13 protein-coding genes are annotated in these 16,988 nt (G+C 42.9%); 4 read left to right on the top strand and 9 right to left on the bottom strand.

The features are described from left to right. The first annotated feature begins 25 nt into the window (after positions 1 to 25). Positions 26 to 463 (top strand): PaaI family thioesterase, encoded by a 438-nt coding sequence (locus WFH18_RS11565; protein WP_071850671.1) that lies wholly within the window; start codon positions 26 to 28, stop codon positions 461 to 463. A gap of 108 nt (positions 464 to 571) precedes the next feature. Here WFH18_RS11565 and WFH18_RS11560 read toward each other — a convergent pair whose 3' ends face one another. The 3 genes from WFH18_RS11560 to WFH18_RS11550 are packed head-to-tail and all read right to left on the bottom strand — an operon-like array spanning position 572 to position 4,117. Further along, a complete protein-coding gene (locus WFH18_RS11560; RefSeq protein ID WP_168386875.1) occupies positions 572 to 1,795 on the bottom strand; it encodes a 3-oxoadipyl-CoA thiolase in 1,224 nt (407 codons plus the stop codon). Positions 1,796 to 1,820: 25 nt separating this feature from the next. After that, positions 1,821 to 3,341, bottom strand: coding sequence for a 3-hydroxyacyl-CoA dehydrogenase (locus WFH18_RS11555; RefSeq protein WP_336754913.1), 1,521 nt, complete (start codon positions 3,339 to 3,341; stop codon positions 1,821 to 1,823). A gap of 2 nt (positions 3,342 to 3,343) precedes the next feature. Further along, complete coding sequence (locus WFH18_RS11550) at positions 3,344 to 4,117, bottom strand: enoyl-CoA hydratase (protein ID WP_336754912.1); 774 nt, start codon at positions 4,115 to 4,117, stop codon at positions 3,344 to 3,346. 454 nt (positions 4,118 to 4,571) lie between these two features. On the opposite strand from WFH18_RS11550, the gene WFH18_RS11545 reads away from it, so the two are divergent. The 3 genes from WFH18_RS11545 to WFH18_RS11535 all read left to right on the top strand — a co-directional run bounded on the left by WFH18_RS11545 (position 4,572) and on the right by WFH18_RS11535 (position 8,470). Then, positions 4,572 to 5,870 (top strand): MFS transporter, encoded by a 1,299-nt coding sequence (locus WFH18_RS11545; RefSeq protein WP_004280309.1) that lies wholly within the window; start codon positions 4,572 to 4,574, stop codon positions 5,868 to 5,870. 117 nt (positions 5,871 to 5,987) lie between these two features. Continuing rightward, positions 5,988 to 7,253: a DcaP family trimeric outer membrane transporter gene (locus tag WFH18_RS11540; RefSeq protein WP_005251800.1), complete on the top strand. Its 1,266-nt coding sequence runs from the start codon at positions 5,988 to 5,990 to the stop codon at positions 7,251 to 7,253. A 17-nt stretch (positions 7,254 to 7,270) separates the two neighbouring features. Further along, positions 7,271 to 8,470, top strand: coding sequence for an MFS transporter (locus WFH18_RS11535; RefSeq protein ID WP_224215830.1), 1,200 nt, complete (start codon positions 7,271 to 7,273; stop codon positions 8,468 to 8,470). Positions 8,471 to 8,645: 175 nt separating this feature from the next. On the opposite strand, the gene WFH18_RS11530 is transcribed toward WFH18_RS11535, so the two are convergent. From WFH18_RS11530 to WFH18_RS11505, 6 genes are all read right to left on the bottom strand, one after another. Then, entirely contained in the window at positions 8,646 to 11,225 is a 2,580-nt protein-coding gene (locus WFH18_RS11530; RefSeq protein ID WP_336754909.1) for a bifunctional diguanylate cyclase/phosphodiesterase, read from the bottom strand. A 246-nt stretch (positions 11,226 to 11,471) separates the two neighbouring features. Further along, positions 11,472 to 12,131 (bottom strand): 3-oxoacid CoA-transferase subunit B, encoded by a 660-nt coding sequence (locus WFH18_RS11525; RefSeq protein ID WP_086044822.1) that lies wholly within the window; start codon positions 12,129 to 12,131, stop codon positions 11,472 to 11,474. Beyond that, on the bottom strand, positions 12,131 to 12,802 hold the full coding sequence (locus WFH18_RS11520) for a 3-oxoacid CoA-transferase subunit A (protein WP_004730985.1): 672 nt from the start codon (positions 12,800 to 12,802) through the stop codon (positions 12,131 to 12,133). The genes WFH18_RS11525 and WFH18_RS11520 overlap by 1 nt, the downstream gene beginning before the upstream one ends. A 40-nt stretch (positions 12,803 to 12,842) precedes the next feature. Then, the gene (locus WFH18_RS11515) at positions 12,843 to 14,123 is read right to left on the bottom strand and encodes an MFS transporter (protein WP_253148250.1); all 1,281 of its coding nucleotides are present in this window, start codon (positions 14,121 to 14,123) and stop codon (positions 12,843 to 12,845) included. Positions 14,124 to 14,377: 254 nt separating this feature from the next. Continuing rightward, positions 14,378 to 15,577, bottom strand: coding sequence for an acyl-CoA dehydrogenase (locus tag WFH18_RS11510; RefSeq protein WP_005096909.1), 1,200 nt, complete (start codon positions 15,575 to 15,577; stop codon positions 14,378 to 14,380). Positions 15,578 to 15,608: 31 nt separating this feature from the next. Further along, entirely contained in the window at positions 15,609 to 16,763 is a 1,155-nt protein-coding gene (locus tag WFH18_RS11505; protein WP_004280318.1) for an acyl-CoA dehydrogenase family protein, read from the bottom strand. Positions 16,764 to 16,988 lie beyond the last annotated feature (225 nt).

The raw sequence follows: 16,988 nt of genomic DNA, 5'->3' as shown, positions 1-16,988 counted from the left end.
AAATAAACCATTACAAGGAGTTGATATGCCCACATCACAATTAAATGGACTTGAATATCTCACCGCAATTAAAAATGGGGAAATTTCCAGTTCAGCCATGAGTGAAATTATTCCCATGCGTTTGACCTTAGTACGCGAAAACTATGTGGAATATGAAGTGCGTCCTGATCATCGCCATTACAATTTACAAGGCGGAATTCATGGCGGCTTTTGTGCAACGGTTCTAGATAGTGCGACTGGCGCTGCCGTGCATACGACAGTAGATGCAGGTGTCAGTTTCTCAACAATTGACCTGAATGTAAAAATGCTGAAAGCAATGAAAAGCGGCGAAACCTATACAGCTATTGGTGAAATTATCCGGATCGGACGCAATGTACTGACCTCAGAAGGCCGAATTATCGATAAAGAAGGTAAAGTTTATGCCTTTGGGTCGGCAACATTATTAGTCACTGGTCGTAAGTAATCATTACACTGACGTAGTCAATCCCTGCTCAGGCAGGGATTTTTATTTTAAAAGAAAAATCTCAATAAAAAATGCCATGCATATCATATATACATAGCATTAAGGCGATTACTTAAGCTGTGATGCAGCTTCAGGGTTTTCAATTACCATCGCCAGGCCTTGACCCAGACCGATACATAGACTGATCACGGCATATTTTTTACCAGTACGCTGTAACTGACGTGCAACAGTTAAAGCCAAACGCGCACCCGAACAGCCCAGTGGATGACCAATGGCAATTGCACCACCATTTGGATTAACACGCGGATCATCCAAAGCGACATCCAGACCTTTCAGGCAAGATAATACCTGACTGGCAAAGGCTTCATTAATCTCGATGATATCCATATCGTCTAGCGTCAAACCCGCACGCTGTACTGCCTTTTTAATCGCTTCAATTGGGCCTGCTCCCATGATGCGTGGCTCAATGCCAGCGGCTGCAGAAGACAGAATACGAGCTAAAGGTTTTAAGCCATACTGTTCCTGCACTTTTTCACTGCCGATAATCAGTGCTGCAGCGCCGTCATTGATTCCTGATGCATTACCTGCTGTTACTACACCACCTTCAAATAGCGGTTTTAACTTGGATAAAGCTTCAAATGTTGAAGATGCACGTGGATGCTCATCCTCAGTAATTTGTTTAGGCGGCAATTTGCGTCCTTGAGAAACTTCAATCGGGGTAATTTCACCTTCAAAGAAACCTGATTCTTTCGCTACCTGATATTTTGCCTGTGATGCAGCGGCAAAGGTATCAGCCTGTTCACGGCTAATACCGAATTCTTCAGCCACGTTATCACCTGTTTCAGGCATACTGTGCGCGCCAAACTGATCCGTAAATTTACGGTTCGGGAAACGGGTACCAATCGTGGTGTCATAAATTTTGGCATCACGTGAATAAGCACTTTCTGCTTTGCCCATCACAAAAGGCGCGCGGGTCATACTTTCTACGCCACCAGCAATGTACAACTCGCCTTCGCCTGCAGTGATGGCACGTGCCGAATCAATCACAGCACCGAGACCTGATGCACATAAGCGGTTTACCGTCTGCCCCGGAACTGTTACCGGCATACCCGCTAACAATGCTGCAAAACGTGCCACATTACGGCTGTCTTCACCGGCCTGGTTGGTACTACCAAAGATTACATCTTCTACGTCTTCTGCCGGGATACCGGTTTTTTCCAGCAGGTTTTTAATGACTGTTGCTGCCAGATCATCTGGACGTACGCTTGCCAGACTGCCTGCATGGCGACCGATTGGCGAACGTAAACCATCATAAATATATGCATTTAACATGAGTGTTATTCCTTTAACTTTCTAATTAATGTGTTGTATGAACAAGTGGTAGACCAAGCTGAACGCGGCGACGCAGCCAAGGACTTGGACGGTAACGCTGGTCACGGGTAATCGCAGTCATACGATCCAGAATTTTTAGAATTTTTTCAGCTCCCAGCACATCCCCCCATTCAATTGGACCATATGGATAACCAAGGCCTAATTTCACCGCGATATTGATATCTTCCACCGTTGCAACGCCTTGCTGGGCAATATCACAGCCGAGATTCACAATCATCGCCAAAGCACGTTGAGCCACAAAGCCGACGCTTTCCTGAATTACGCTGGCGGTCACACCATCCAGATTGAAAATCGATTGGGCTGCTTTTACCAGCTCAGTTTGGGTGACAAAAGTTGGCATCAAGGTACGGTGTTTGTTCAGACCATATAGCAGATCGATACACACCACTTGCTGAGGTGCCAGCTGATAACGGACAGCGGCTGAAGTTGCATCTTCACCATAAGTGGCAATCAGGATTAAAGCCTCTGCTGAAGGTGTCTCAGTTTGCTCAATCTGGATATTGAACTGCTGCAGATATTGCTCAAGTGCCTGACGGTCTTCGTCATATTCGGTGCCTAGCCAGACTGATGGATATTGACTTAACTTTTCAACCAATGCTGGAGCAACATCACCTTCTTTGCTACCCGAAGTGTAATCATAGAAACCTTTACCGGTTTTACGACCTAACTGCTTGGCAATAAAACGCTGACGGGTAATCACGCTTGGACGGTAACGTGCTTCTTCATAATACTGATGATAAATCGATTCACTCACCGGGTGCGAGACATCCATACCGGTCAGATCACCTAATTCAAACGGCCCCATTTTGAAACCGATTCCGTCACGGTAGATCCTGTCAATATCATAAAATGGTGTGACATTTTCATTCAGAATTGCATAGGCTTCGCTACCAAAGGCACGGCCGGCATGGTTAATAATAAACCCTGGAGTATCTTTTGCTTTGACCGGACGATGCCCCATTTTAATCGAGAGTTGGGTTAATGCTTCAATAATGTCAGCACGGGTATTAAAGCCTTCAATCACTTCGACCACTTTCATGAGTGGTACCGGATTAAAGAAGTGATAACCGGCAACACGTTCTGGCTGCTCACAGTTGGCAGCGATTGCACTGATCGACAATGAAGAGGTATTGGATGCCAGAATCGCTTCTGGTTTTATCATTCCTTCCAGTTGCTGCATCAGTTTTTGCTTGATTTCCAGATTTTCAATAATCGCTTCAACAATCAAGTCACAATCTTTCAGGTCTTCTAGCTGCTGCGCAGTCGACAGACGAGCAATATCTTCAGCGGCTTTTTCATGGCTGAATTTACCTTTATCTGCCAAGGTATTTAATGTTTTGGCCAGTTTATCCTGTGCCTGTTCGGCTGCCCCTTCTTTGGCATCAAACAGTACCACATCATGACCAGACTGAATCGCGATCTGGGCAATACCTGCACCCATCGTGCCTACACCAATAATGCCGATTTTCTGAATCTGAATACTCATGCTTATCGTCCCTGATAATTCGGTTTACGTTTTTCGATAAAGGCCTGCATACCTTCTTTTTGATCTTCGGATGAGAACAGCATCTGGAAAGATTTACGCTCCAGGGTAAGTCCGGCATTAAGCGGCACATCTTCAGCCAGTAAAGCCACTTCCTTGATTTGTTCAAGCGCAATTGGCGGCATTTTTGCCAGACCTTCAGCCATCTTGATTGCTGTTGCAAGGGTTTCGCTGTCTTCCGTTACTTGAGACACTAGGCCAATCTGATAAGCTTCCGGCGCTGGTATCAGACAACCCGTCATGATGATACGCATCGCATGGAATTTACCCACGGCACGGAATAATCGCTGGGTACCACCGGCACCCGGCATGACACCCACTTTCACTTCAGGCTGACCAAACTGGGCGCTTTTCCCGGCAATAATAATGTCCGCATGCATGGCCAGTTCACAGCCACCACCAAGTGCATAACCGTTTACAGCTGCAATCACCGGTTTTGAACACTGTGCAATCGCCTGCCAGTAACGTTCAGTCCGGCGCTGCATCATTTGAATGGTTTCTGCATTGGCCAGTTCTTTAAGATCGGCACCTGCTGCGAAATCTGTTTCACCACCGGTAAGAATAATGGCACGGATATTTTCATCGTCATTCAGTTGCAAAAATGCCGCCGCAAGTTTCTGGCGAACTTCTGTATTCAGGGCATTTTTCGCTTCTGGTCGATGAATTTTAACCATCGCTACATGTGCTGAAACTTGTTCTACTTGAACGACCTGTTCCATTAAAATCTCCATTTATTTTGTATAGCGAAATTTTATTTTATATAAAACTAAGGTTTCTCAAGCTATAAATCAAGGATTTTTAACTCCAGAATGCAAAAAAGTTATTTTTTACTAAAAATAGAGTAAAAACTCTTGTTCATCTGGTTATTTTATGATTAATTGATTTCGCAATACGGAATTAAGTATTTTAAACTCAATCTGATTATTCATTTAAATGAATAATCGCCATAAGGCTGAACTTAAAGTTAATTTACGAAATCAAATTTTCCAGCAATGAGATGATTTTGATTTAGCGTAAAGCATGAAAAATCGAATGTAGCCTGATAATAAATGCAGCGGCTGTTGTGTGCAGAGCGAGTCTGTTAAATCAGGAAAACTATGTTTCCGTGAGGAAGAAAAATGGATTTAGCGGTAGCAGAGGAAATGCTACTTTGAATATATAGAGGATATAAGAATGACAAGCGATACCATCGTAACAGGAGACAATAAAACCGATGTCTCCTCCACGGATACCATTAAACAGGCACCAAAACGTCTTTGGATGACGGCTTTTATCTTTGCTTTTCTGATTTTGCTCTGTGACGGTGCAGATATCGGGATTCTGGCTTTTAGTCTGACCAGTCTGAAAGCTGAATGGGGCCTGACTTCTGTACAGGCGGGTGCCTTGGGAAGTTATTCTCTTTTAGGTATGGGGATCGGAGGCTTTATTGGTGGATGGGCATGCGACAAATTTGGACGTGTCCGCGTCATTGTACTGGCCACCATCGCCTTCTCGATCTTGTCAGCCTACTCAGGTTTTGCTCAGTCTTATACTGAATTTGCAATTTTACGTACTCTTTCTTGCTTGGGTTTAGGCTGTTTATATATTGCCTGTAATACTCTGATGTCAGAATACGTACCGACCAAATACCGTACTACTGTACTGGCAACATTGATGACTGGTTTCACTTTAGGTTCATTGGTGATTACCATGATTTCAGGCTGGATTATTCCTGAGTTCGGCTGGCGTATGCTGTACTGGATCACAATTGCTCCATTAGCTTTGGGTATCCTGATGCACTTTATGGTGCCAGAGCCAGAATCATGGAAACGTGTCCGTGAAATGAAAAGAACTGGTCAGATTGTGGATAACGATACCAAAAAAGGTAATCCATACATCACCATTCTTAAAGATAAAACTCATGGCAAGATGTTCATCTTGTGGTCTTTCAGCTCCGGTTTCCTGTTATTTGGTTACTTCGGTGTAAGTAACTGGTTGCCAAGTTATCTTGAAGCTGAATTAGGCATTAAGTTTAAAGAAATGGCACTGTATATGGTGGGTACATTCATCACCATGATTTTTGCCAAAATCATTGCAGGTTATGTTGCTGATAAAATTGGTCGCCGTATTGTGTTTGCTTTCGGCACCATGGGAACAGCGCTATTTATCCCTGTCGTGGTGTATATGCATAATGCCGATAACATTGGCGTACTGATGCTAATCTTCGGCTTCCTGTACGGTATTCCATATGCCATCAATGCAACCTATCTAACCGAAAGTTTCCCGACTGGTGTTCGTGGTACAGCGGTGGGCGGTGCATTCAATATTGGTCGTATCGGTGCAATCTTTGCGCCAATTACGATTGGTTATCTGGCGATGCATGGTTCGATCGGTACAGGTCTGTTGGTAATGGGTGCAGCATATTTCCTATGCGGTTTGATTCCTGCCCTGTTTATTAAAGACCGTTTATACGATCCGCAAAAAGCAGAATAAACCCTACTTCGGAAGGCAGGTCAAATCGCTGCCTTCCTCACTTCAAATATTTACAACACGTCAGTATAGAAAGGTCTCCTTTCATTCAGGATTAAAAATTTCTTTAGGGATTAAGAAATGAAAAAATTAGTTTTAGCGACATTATGTGGTATTGCTTCAGCACAGGCATTTTCAGCAGAAGCTTCTGAAGACCGTATGCAATTTCTTGAGTCACAGTTAAAGCAAATCCAGGCAGAACTAGAACAACAAAAAGCCGCGCAACTTGCATTAAAGAACCAGCAGGAACAAGCCAAAGCGCAAGACTCTAAAACGCTGAGTTCAATGGTAGATAATGTCGATGTTTATGGCTTGATCCGCTTTGATGGTGCAGTCGATTTCAAAAGTACTACTGAAGCCCGTGGCCGTACCATTAACCAGATTAATAAAGTACCTTTTACTGAACCGGATTCTGTACGTTCCGATTTTACTGCGGCTGCCAGCCGGATTGGTTTCCTGGCCAAAGATCTAGGAGGCAATCCGAATGTTTCTGCTCGTTTAGAAGCCGACTTCTGGACCAACAATGGTAAAGGCGATGGTGGATTACGTATCCGTCATGCACACTTAAAATACTATAACTGGACGTTTGGTCAGGCCTGGTCATTGATGTCAACACCAGAGATTAGCACTGAAGCTGTCGACTACAGCTTGTTCCTGGGTGGATCAGTCTTACGTACACCTCAGGTGAGCTATGCTTTCAAACTTGATCCGGAAAATACCTGGAATGTCGGTCTGGAGTACATGGCCGGTGGCGATCGTTCTTCTGCCTTACCTGCTTTAACCACTAAATATGTTCATCAATCAGGCCCTCTTCATTTATTAGCTCAAGGCTTTGTCAATCAAAAGCAGGCACAGATTGCGACAGGCGATATCGAGAAAGTTGGCTGGGGTGTGGGAGTTGGTGGACGTTACCGTTTAGATGATCAAAACTCGATTCAAGGTAACTATTTCCATATGGTCGGTGATCAGCGTATTGCAGCTTTCTTGACTCAAGGTTCAACAACCGATGGTGCTGCCTGGGGTGGCGATTATTCAGTCGATCCAATCAATAATGAACTTTTGCTCAATGAGTTCAATAGTATAAATATTGGCTTCACGCATAAATTTACGCCAAAACTACGGAGTAGTATTAATGCCAGCGTTGTTGATTTTGATGATTCCAGCGACTATGCACGCGCGAATCCTGAAACCAATAAGCGCTTAACCGACTATGTGGCCAACGTGATCTATTCTCCTGTTCCAAAGATTAATCTGGGTGCAGAATATCATCATGGCAAACGTGAAACCTTTGACAATAAGGAAGCAGATATTTCACGTATCAACTTCTCTGCTAACTATAGTTTTTAAAGCCTCAGGAGACAAGGATGTCAGCCCAAGGGCAAATTTCACGCCGTTTCATGTTCATGATGGCAATGACCTGCGCACTCTGCGCAGGTTGTAACTATTTTAACCAGCCCCTGATTTATTCTATTGCAGAGGATCTGCAAATCAGTGTGGCTCAGTCTGGCTGGACTGTAGTACTGACCCAGATTGGCTATGCCACCGGATTATTTTTGTTTGTCCCTCTGGGTGATTTGTTTGAAAAACGGCTGTATATCTGTAGTTTGATGTTGTGTACCGGACTGGCGCTTATTGGGCTTTCAGCCAGTACCAATCTGCATATGTTGTATGGCTTTACCCTGCTCGCCTCTTTTTGTTCGATTACCACCCAGATTCTGATTCCTTTTGCCGCCAGCCTGTCGCAACGTGATAAAAGTGCCGAAGTCGTTGGCCTGCTCATGAGTGGTGTTCTGGTTGGTATTCTGTTTGCCCGTACCGTGGCCGGACTGATTTCTACTTTATGGTCCTGGCATGCGGTATACCTATTTAGTGGTTGTGCAATTCTTCTGCTAAGTCTGGCCATGTGGTTCCAGTTGCCGAGTGCCAAGAGCCAGTTACAGATGAATATATTGCAAATTTATCGCTCACTATTTACCTTTGCCCGAACAGAACCCATGCTGATCAGGCGTAGTATGATCGGCGGCTTGGGCTTTGGCATGCTGAGTATTATCTTTACTACCATGACTTTTATTCTGGCTGAAGCACCTTATCATTTTAATGATTTCCAGATTGGTCTCATGGGTATTGTGGGGGTGGTCGGCATCTGGTCCTCTCAGTGGACCGGTAAAATGATTGGTAGGCATCGGGAAAAATGGATTGCGCACCTAGCCACATGCGGACTGATTCTAGCCTGGATTCCCTTATTCTTTGCCCAGAATTATTTATGGATTTATATCCTGGGCTTGATTCTGGCTTATTTCGGAATTTCCTGTTTGCATGTCTTGAACCAGAATCTGGTCTATCGAATTTCAATGCAGGCTCGCTCGCGGATTAATGCCATCTATATGACCTGTTATTTTTCAGGTGCTGGTCTGGGAGCATTTTTATCGCTGCATTTATGGAAAAGCTATGGCTGGTCTGCCTGTGTCATTTTAGGTTTTATTTTTGCCGTGTTGATCTTTGTGATTAACTATTATGATTTAAACCAAGAAAGAAATTTAGCCAATATTCAGCCTGAGCCTTAGATACTGTTAAAAACCTTTGGGGGTTAAAAAGCTTATTTTTTTATCCCGCTTTCTGTACCAAGTGCAAATTCTAAAGATGATACGCTCATAAAATAGGAAAATTCTTTAGACCTGTTTATCATTGTCTTTCTATCTGAAAAGCGGTTGAAAATATTGATATCTTAACTTTTTAGAGTTAATTCAATTTACTATTTTCCATTGCGAGATAAACAGGCTTCAATTCAGTTAAAGGCGCAGGTTTTGCATAAAAGAAGCCTTGTAGCAGATCACAACCCTGTTGATAGAGCAAACTGGCCTGACTTAAAGTTTCGACCCCTTCCGCGACAACTTCCAAATCCAGCTGATGTGCCAAGTGAATAATCGATTGCACAATTGCAGCATCCTGACCATCGAGGGTCAGTTCTTCAATAAAACTACGGTCTAACTTGATTTGATTAATCGGCAAGCGACGCAGATAACTGAGACTCGAATAACCTGTACCAAAATCATCAATGGCAACCTGTACACCTAAAGCACGTACTGCTTTCAAAATTTCTATCGTTCGATCTGCACCATTAATGATGACACCTTCCGTAATTTCAATTTTAAGTAATTCCGGCGGTAATTGACTGAGTTCAAGCGCATGTTCAAGTACCTGCAAAAAGCCTGCTCTACGGAATTGCAAAGGAGAAATATTCACCGATACTGTGATCTGGCTATTGTGCGTCTTGTTCCACTCCGCAATATCTAGACAGGCCTTTTCCAATACCCATTGACCTACGCTAATAATTTGCCCGGTTCTTTCTGCAAGTGGAATAAAAATCGCTGGGGAAATATAACCCTGCTGTGGATGGCACCAACGGATTAAAGCTTCTACACCTGTTACCAGTCCAGTTTCAGGATGAATCAACGGCTGATAGAACAGGTCAAAATTTTCCTGATTGATCGCTTCCATGAGTTCCAGACGCAGATTAGTATAGTCTATTTCTGCGACAGGCTGCATTCTGGTTTTTTCATACCACTGCCACATATTACGACCTTGTCTTTTGGCTTCCTGCATCGCCAAAACAGACTGATAAATCAATTCAGAAGAATGATGAATCGAACTGTCATCTGCCACAATACCAATGCTGGCACTTAAATGTATTTTGTACTGATCGACGATAAACAGCATGGAAAGAAGATCAAGAATTTCTCCAGCAATCACCTCGACTTCAGTGTGCTCATCTGTCCCTGAGAGCAGCAAAATGAATTCATCTTCAGCGAAGCGGCATAGCACATTATTGCCTTGAACAAATTTTTGCAGCCGCTCGCCCACACTTTTGAGAATCTGGTCACCCACCAGATGACCTAAGCTGTCATTTATATTTTTAAAATCATCCAGATCTATATACAGCAAGACTAAAGGTTGTGAGCTCTCGTGCTGTGCTTCAAAAATATTTTCCAGAATCTGTTTGAATGCATGCTGGTTCGGTAAACCGGTTAAATGATCATGAGTATGCTGATGCTGAATATATTCTTCGTGAATACGTTGCTGAGTAATATCTTCCTGAATCCCCAAAAAATGGGTGCAGGTTCCTGTCTGGTCAAAAATAGGACCTAGGGTTAAACGATTCCAGAACCAGCTGCCATCTTTACAGTAACTTTTTATAGTTACCTGAATTTCTTTTTGTTCTTTAACTGCTTGCTTGAGTAATGCAATCTGATCCGGATCAGTATCTGGACCCTGTAAGAAAAAGCAGCTTTGCCCTAGTACTTCTGCTGCCGTATAACCGGTGAGCTTTAGAAAAGCTGGATTCACATACACCATTAGCCTTTCTTCAGAGACATCGGTAATAAAAAGACTATTCGGACTAGCCTCTACCCCACGTTTTAATAATCGTAGAGACTCCTTGTTTTCACGCGATACAGTAATATCTCGGGCAATGCCAATAATACCGGTGACTTTCTGATTTTGAATAATCGGTAAATTGGTCAGATCCAGCCATAAGATATCGCCTGCAACATTATAAATTGGAAGTTCATAATGTTGAGATTTACCTTGCGCTGCTTCTGAAAATGAAACATTCGCAAGTTCATGGAATTCGGGCGGTATGAAGGCACAATAGTGCTGACCATGAATTTGCGCTTTAGAAAAACCTGTAATTTCTTCGCAAGCAATATTGGTATTAAGCACATGTCCCTGCAGGTCAAGTTCAAAAATAATATCTGGATGATAGGTATAAAATGAGCTGTATTTTTCATTAAGCTCATGTCTTTTTTGACGTTCCTGATCAAGCTCGATTGCGAGGGCAACTAATTTTGCCGCTTGCTGTAAAAGCTGAATATGAGGTTCAGTCGGTATTTTGGGTGTTCGATAATAGGTGGCAAACGTTCCGTATAGAATATCTGAAGCATTAATAATCGGCATAGACCAGCAGCTAGACAATTTTTCTGCATTTACCAAAGCACGGTAAGACTGCCAGTTTGGGTCTTTCATTAAATTCGGACTAATGACCAACTGACGTAAGAAAGCAGCTACGCCACACGATCCTTGATTTGGCCCAATTTTCAAATCTTGAATAGCATTACAGTACTCTTTTGAAAAGTGCTGTTTGCCACTTATAACATTTAAAGTTTGGGTGTCATCCTGATAGAGCATAATGGTGACAAGCGCATCTGGAATGCGCGATTCAAGCCACTGGCTAATGACATCGAGGATAGGCTTAAGTTCAGTATGGCGACCAATCAGATTAAAAATATGAAAAATTTCTTGATCATCACAATTATTATTCATTCAGACTATCACCTTCCTTAGCTTGTTAACATTTTAGACTTATTATTAAAATAATCATTAGCAAAAGTTTGTATTTATATCTTTAAAATACGGAAATACGGAAATACGGAAATACGGAAATACGGAAATACGGAAATACGGTCAATATTACGTGTATTTGATAATAATTCTAAAATTTAAAAATCACAGCCGAAGCTGTGATCTAAAACTATACTTTTACTTAATCAGAATATTGCGGACTTATTTTTAGGCTGCTTGTTGACGACTGTCCACTAATTTACAGCCTGTCTGCTGTTGTAATTCTTCAAAGCTTAAGCCATCCACTATTTCAATAACCTGAGCTTGTCGGTCTTTTAATTCAATCACACACAAATCAGTATAAATACGGTTGACACAATGTTTACCTGTTAGAGGATAAGTCAGTTCTTCAACAATTTTTGCCTCACCGTTTTTGGTCACATGTTCCATGCAAACATAGACACAGCGAGCACCCACTGCCAGATCCATCGCACCGCCTACAGCAGGTACAGCATCAGCATTACCGGTATGCCAGTTCGCCAGATCACCATTAATAGCGACCTGAAAAGCCCCCATGATACAGATATCCAGATGCCCGCCTCGCATGATATCGAAAGAGTCGGCAGAATTCATAAAACTGCCACCTTGCAACATGCTTACGAGTTCTTTGCCGGCGTTAATCAGATCATCATCTGCCTGTTCAGGATCACTCAATGCAGCAAAACCTAAAACGCCATTTTCCGAGTGTAGAATTACTCCTTGTTCAGGTTTTAAATAACCTGCTACGCGTGTCGGTAAACCAATACCCAAATTTACAAAAGAGCCGGTTGGAATGTCTTGTGCAACTTTAGCTACAATCTGTTCACGACTACGTTTTTGAATATTCATTATTTAATATCTCCAACCTTGACCACATGCTGTACAAAAATTCCTGGCGTTACAATGATCTCTGGATCAAGTTCTCCCAGTTCCACAACTTGATGGACTTGTGCAATGGTGGTTTTTGCTGCTTTGGCCATGATCGGACCAAAATTCCGTGCTGCCTTACGGTAGGTCAAGTTGCCCCACTGATCTGCCTGATTGGCATAAACCAAGGCATAATCAGCATGTATCGGATATTCCAGCACATAATCTTTTCCATTGATATTACGGGTTTCTTTACCCTCAGCTATTTTGGTACCAAAACCGGTTGGAGTAAAAACAGCTCCTAAGCCTGCACCGGCTGCCTGAATACGGCAGGCCAGATTGCCTTGTGGCACCAGTTCCAGCTCAACTTTTCCGGCTTTATACAGATCTTCAAAGACGGTTGAGTTATTGGCTCGTGGAAATGAACAGATCATTTTTTTAACCAGTCCAGACAACAGCAGATTGGTTAGACCACGATCTCCAGAAGCTGCATTGTTGTTAATAATGGTTAAGTCTCTAGGACCAAAGTCAATTAATGCTTCGATTAATTCTACCGGCTGACCTGCCAGGCCAAAACCACTGGTCATAATGTGTGCACCATCAGGAATTTGCTTAAGTACCGTCTCGATATCCTGCGTGATTTTATTCATCATATTGCTTCCTAGCATGTTCTATCTATATTACGAGTGCAGATTAATCTGCCTTTTGTGGATCAAATAAGCGGTCTTTAATAAAGAAAGCGGGTATCAGGCCGCAAAGAAAATAGGCAATGCCCATAATCAGTAAGCCGGTACCAATTGAGCCTCCTTGAGCAAAATAGCCAATGGTAAGAGGTGCAAACACCGCACCCAGTCGGCCTACGTTATATGCCCCACCCACTGCTGTTCCACGCACTTTGGTGGAGAAGCTTTCTGTCATGTAAGTCGCATTAATACCGTATGGAATACCATAGAGAAAACCGAAAAATAACATCAGCCAGAGGATATTATCCGGCGTATTACCAAAGACAATCACAGGGATAAAAATTGCAGTACCCATAGTGCCGAAAGCAAATACCGCACGACGGCCAATCCGGTCAGCGATAAAACCAGCAATAACTTTGGTACACATCATGATCAGGAAAGTCCCGATCATATACATGGTCATTTCTTTAAACTTGATTCCCAGATCAGTCTCTAAATACGCCGGTAGCCAGTTGCTGACTCCATAATATCCAAACTGTAAAAATGCGGTACTGAAGGACCAGAGGATAAACATGCGACGGCTAAGTGCATCTTCAAAAATCATTTTAAAAGTATTTTTTGGTTTTTCCTGCAGAATACCACTGGCTTTTGCATCCAGGCGTGCTTTACGCGCATCTAACCAGGCTTTCGGCTCAGGCACCAAGAAGTACATCGCGAAGGCCAGTACAATTGGAATAATGGCAATATAATAGAGGTATCGCCAGCCAAATTCAGGCAATAGCCATCCAGCCAGAACAGTTGCGACCACCGAGCCTAAAGTCCAGCCAGTCATAAGCGTTGCCAATACTGTAGAGCGATATTTGGTGGGTACATACTCTGCCATGAGTGTGTTACAGGCAATATATAGAGCACCTAGTCCAATCGCAGACGTAAAGCGCAGCCATTTGAACTGATCATAACTTTCTACGAATCCTAACCAGAAGGTTAATGAAGAAAATAATGCAATGGCAATGACGATCACACGAACCCGGCCAAAACGGTCACAAGCCCAGCCACCAAAAAAACCGCCGATAGCCATGCCTGCAAGCGTCCAGCTCCCTAAGGCACCGGCCTGCATATTACTTAATGAAAACTCTTGTTTCAGACTGGTCAGACTGTAGGCTAATAACGCAATATCAGCACCATCAACCAATAATGCTAAAAATGAGAAAATAAAGGCCAGAATCCAGACTCTTTGCTTGGATTCGTTTCCACCTTCCACTGGGTGTTGTTGTGAACTGATCGTATCCATAATGCTCTTTCTACTTTTCGGCACTCCTGTGCCTTTTTAAAACGTATATTTCACTTAATTATTTAGGTGAAATATAGAATATTCGCTGATCATTACCACGCTTTAGCAAGGTGGTATAAAATGATTTTCAAAGTTCTTGATAAATTTTCTCTGCAGAAATCACGTAGCAATACATTGAATGATGTGATTAAGCACAATTCTTAAACCCGTAAAACAATCTAGCCAGCAATGCTGGCTAGAAGTTGATGTCAGGTTTAGTTGCAAAAGGCTGCAATTCCGGTTTGTGCACGACCTAAAATCAGGGCATGTACATCATGGGTACCTTCATAGGTATTTACCACTTCCAGATTAACCAGATGACGGGCCACACCGAATTCATCAGAAATCCCGTTACCGCCCATCATGTCACGGGCCAAACGGGCAATATCCAGTGCCTTGCCACAGTTATTACGCTTAATTAAAGACGTACCTTCAACTGAAGCAATGCCCTCATCTTTCATACGGCCAAAACGTAAAGCTACCTGCAAACCGAGTGCAATTTCAGTTTGCATATCTGCCAGTTTTTTCTGGATCAGCTGATTCGCAGCGAGTGGTCGGCCAAACTGTTTACGATCCATGGTGTATTGATGTGCGGTATGCCAGCAGAATTCTGCTGCACCCATGGCCCCCCAGGCAATCCCGTAACGCGCACTGTTCAAGCAGGTAAAAGGCCCTTTTAAACCACGAACTTCCGGAAATGCATTTTCTTCCGGAACAAAGACGTTATCCATTACAATTTCACCGGTGATTGAGGCACGTAAACCCACTTTACCGTGAATCGCTGGAGCAGAAAGCCCTTCCCAGCCTTTTTCTAGAATAAAGCCGCGAATGTCACCGACATTGCCTTCAGCAGATACCTCTTTGGCCCAAACTACAAATACATCGGCAATCGGGCTGTTGGTAATCCACATTTTTGCGCCTGTTAAACGGTAACCACCCTCGACTTTTTTAGCACGGGTAATCATGCTGCCAGGATCTGATCCATGATCTGGCTCGGTCAAGCCAAAGCAACCAATATATTCACCGGTTGCTAATTTTGGTAAATACTTCTGCTTTTGCTCTTCAGAACCAAATTCATTAATGGGCACCATCACCAGAGAGCTTTGTACGCTGGCCATTGAGCGATAACCTGAATCAACACGTTCAACTTCACGGGCAATCAGACCATAACTGACATAATTTAAACCTGCACCACCGTACTGTTCCGGAATGGTTGGGCCAAGCAAGCCGAGTTCACCCATTTCACGGAAAATAGCCGGATCGGTTTTTTCATGACGGAACTGTTCCAGTACACGCGGCATCAGTTTGTCTTGACAGTACGCTGCCGCTGCATCGCGAATCATGCGCTCTTCTGATGTCAGTTGCTGTTCTATTAAAAACGGGTCTTGCCAATCAAATCTAATTTTTGTCGTCATTTTAATATTTCCTTATTTTAAAATTATGAGATTAGGCGGTTGCTTGTTTAATCATTTCACGCGCAATAATAATTTGCTGGATTTGTGTGGTTCCTTCATATAAACGGAACAGACGCACATCACGGTAGAAACGTTCAATTGAATATTCACTGATATAACCCGCTCCACCATGAATCTGCAAACAGCGATCAGCAACTCGACCACACATTTCAGTTGCAAACATTTTGGCACAAGAGGCTTCAGTCGTAACATTTTGGCCAGCATCACGTAGACGCGCAGCATCCAGTACCATACATTTGGCTGCATAAATCTCGGCTTTGGAGTCTGCCAACATACCCTGGATCAGCTGGAAATTCGCAATGGGCTGACCAAACTGTTTGCGTTCCACTGCATAGTTAAGTGCGTCTTCCAGCATACGCTCTGCCATGCCGACGCTATAACCGGCAATGTGCAGACGGCCCTTATCCAGCACACGCATAGCTGTTTTAAAGCCGATCCCTTCTACACCGCCAATCAGTTGATCTTTATGCACTTTACAGTTATCAAAAATTACATCACAGGTATAGGAACCATGTTGGCCCATTTTCTTGTCAATTTTACCTAGGCTTAAACCAGGTGTGCCTGCTTCAACTAAAAATGCTGAAATACCGCTAGCACCTTTAATCTCTTGATTGGTACGTGCCATCACGGTAAATGTCGTGGCGCGTGGCGCATTGGTGATGAAGCGTTTAGTTCCGTTTAAAATATAATAATCGCCGTCTTTGACTGCACTTGTTTTTAAAGCAGCAGCGTCTGAGCCTGAATCCGGTTCGGTCAAACAGAATGAACCAATAATTTCGCCCGTTGCATAACGCGGTAAATATTTCTGTTTTTGTTCTTCTGTACCGTCGATAATGATGCCACTTGAGCCAATGCCGTTGTTAGTACCAATTAAAGAGCGGAAGGCAGCCGATGTATGACCTAACTCCATCGCGACCAGAATTTCTTCTTCCATGGTAATGCCTAAACCACCATATTCTTCTGGAATCGTCAGGCCAAACAAGCCCAGCTCTTTCATCTGTTCCACAATATGTTCAGGAATGGCATTGTTCTCTTCTACTTCATGCTCAAGAGGCACCAGTTCATTTTTTACAAAATCGCGAATCGTTGACAGAAGTTGGTCTAGCATTTCCGGATCACGAATCATATGAATCTCCATGGATATAATTTAGGTAAATTCCTTTACCCTTATTTTTGTTTCGTATTACGAAATAAATAATCACATAAAATCATTTTGAGCAAGTGAAATTATTAAAAATTTTCTCTGTACACGACAAAAATAGATAACTCATTGAAATAATGTCATAATAATTGTTTTCTAACGACGAATACTATGACACATCTCAATGAGTTATATCTTATCTTAAACAAA

Source organism: Acinetobacter sp. USHLN143, from assembly GCF_037145695.1.
Taxonomy (GTDB): Bacteria; Pseudomonadota; Gammaproteobacteria; order Pseudomonadales; family Moraxellaceae; genus Acinetobacter; species Acinetobacter fasciculus.
The sequence above is the reverse complement of the archived record's forward strand: the minus strand, read 5'-3'. Positions and strand labels throughout refer to the sequence as shown.

Excerpts from the sequence above, each read along its gene's own strand:
- WFH18_RS11565 (WP_071850671.1), top strand. The coding sequence starts at position 26 with ATGCCCACATCACAATTAAATGGACTTGAATATCTCACCGCAATTAAA.
- WFH18_RS11560 (WP_168386875.1), bottom strand. The coding sequence starts at position 1,795 with ATGTTAAATGCATATATTTATGATGGTTTACGTTCGCCAATCGGTCGC.
- WFH18_RS11555 (WP_336754913.1), bottom strand. The coding sequence starts at position 3,341 with ATGAGTATTCAGATTCAGAAAATCGGCATTATTGGTGTAGGCACGATG.
- WFH18_RS11550 (WP_336754912.1), bottom strand. The coding sequence starts at position 4,117 with ATGGAACAGGTCGTTCAAGTAGAACAAGTTTCAGCACATGTAGCGATG.
- WFH18_RS11545 (WP_004280309.1), top strand. The coding sequence starts at position 4,572 with ATGACAAGCGATACCATCGTAACAGGAGACAATAAAACCGATGTCTCC.
- WFH18_RS11540 (WP_005251800.1), top strand. The coding sequence starts at position 5,988 with ATGAAAAAATTAGTTTTAGCGACATTATGTGGTATTGCTTCAGCACAG.
- WFH18_RS11535 (WP_224215830.1), top strand. The coding sequence starts at position 7,271 with ATGTCAGCCCAAGGGCAAATTTCACGCCGTTTCATGTTCATGATGGCA.
- WFH18_RS11530 (WP_336754909.1), bottom strand. The coding sequence starts at position 11,225 with ATGAATAATAATTGTGATGATCAAGAAATTTTTCATATTTTTAATCTG.
- WFH18_RS11525 (WP_086044822.1), bottom strand. The coding sequence starts at position 12,131 with ATGAATATTCAAAAACGTAGTCGTGAACAGATTGTAGCTAAAGTTGCA.
- WFH18_RS11520 (WP_004730985.1), bottom strand. The coding sequence starts at position 12,802 with ATGATGAATAAAATCACGCAGGATATCGAGACGGTACTTAAGCAAATT.
- WFH18_RS11515 (WP_253148250.1), bottom strand. The coding sequence starts at position 14,123 with ATGGATACGATCAGTTCACAACAACACCCAGTGGAAGGTGGAAACGAA.
- WFH18_RS11510 (WP_005096909.1), bottom strand. The coding sequence starts at position 15,577 with ATGACGACAAAAATTAGATTTGATTGGCAAGACCCGTTTTTAATAGAA.
- WFH18_RS11505 (WP_004280318.1), bottom strand. The coding sequence starts at position 16,763 with ATGATTCGTGATCCGGAAATGCTAGACCAACTTCTGTCAACGATTCGC.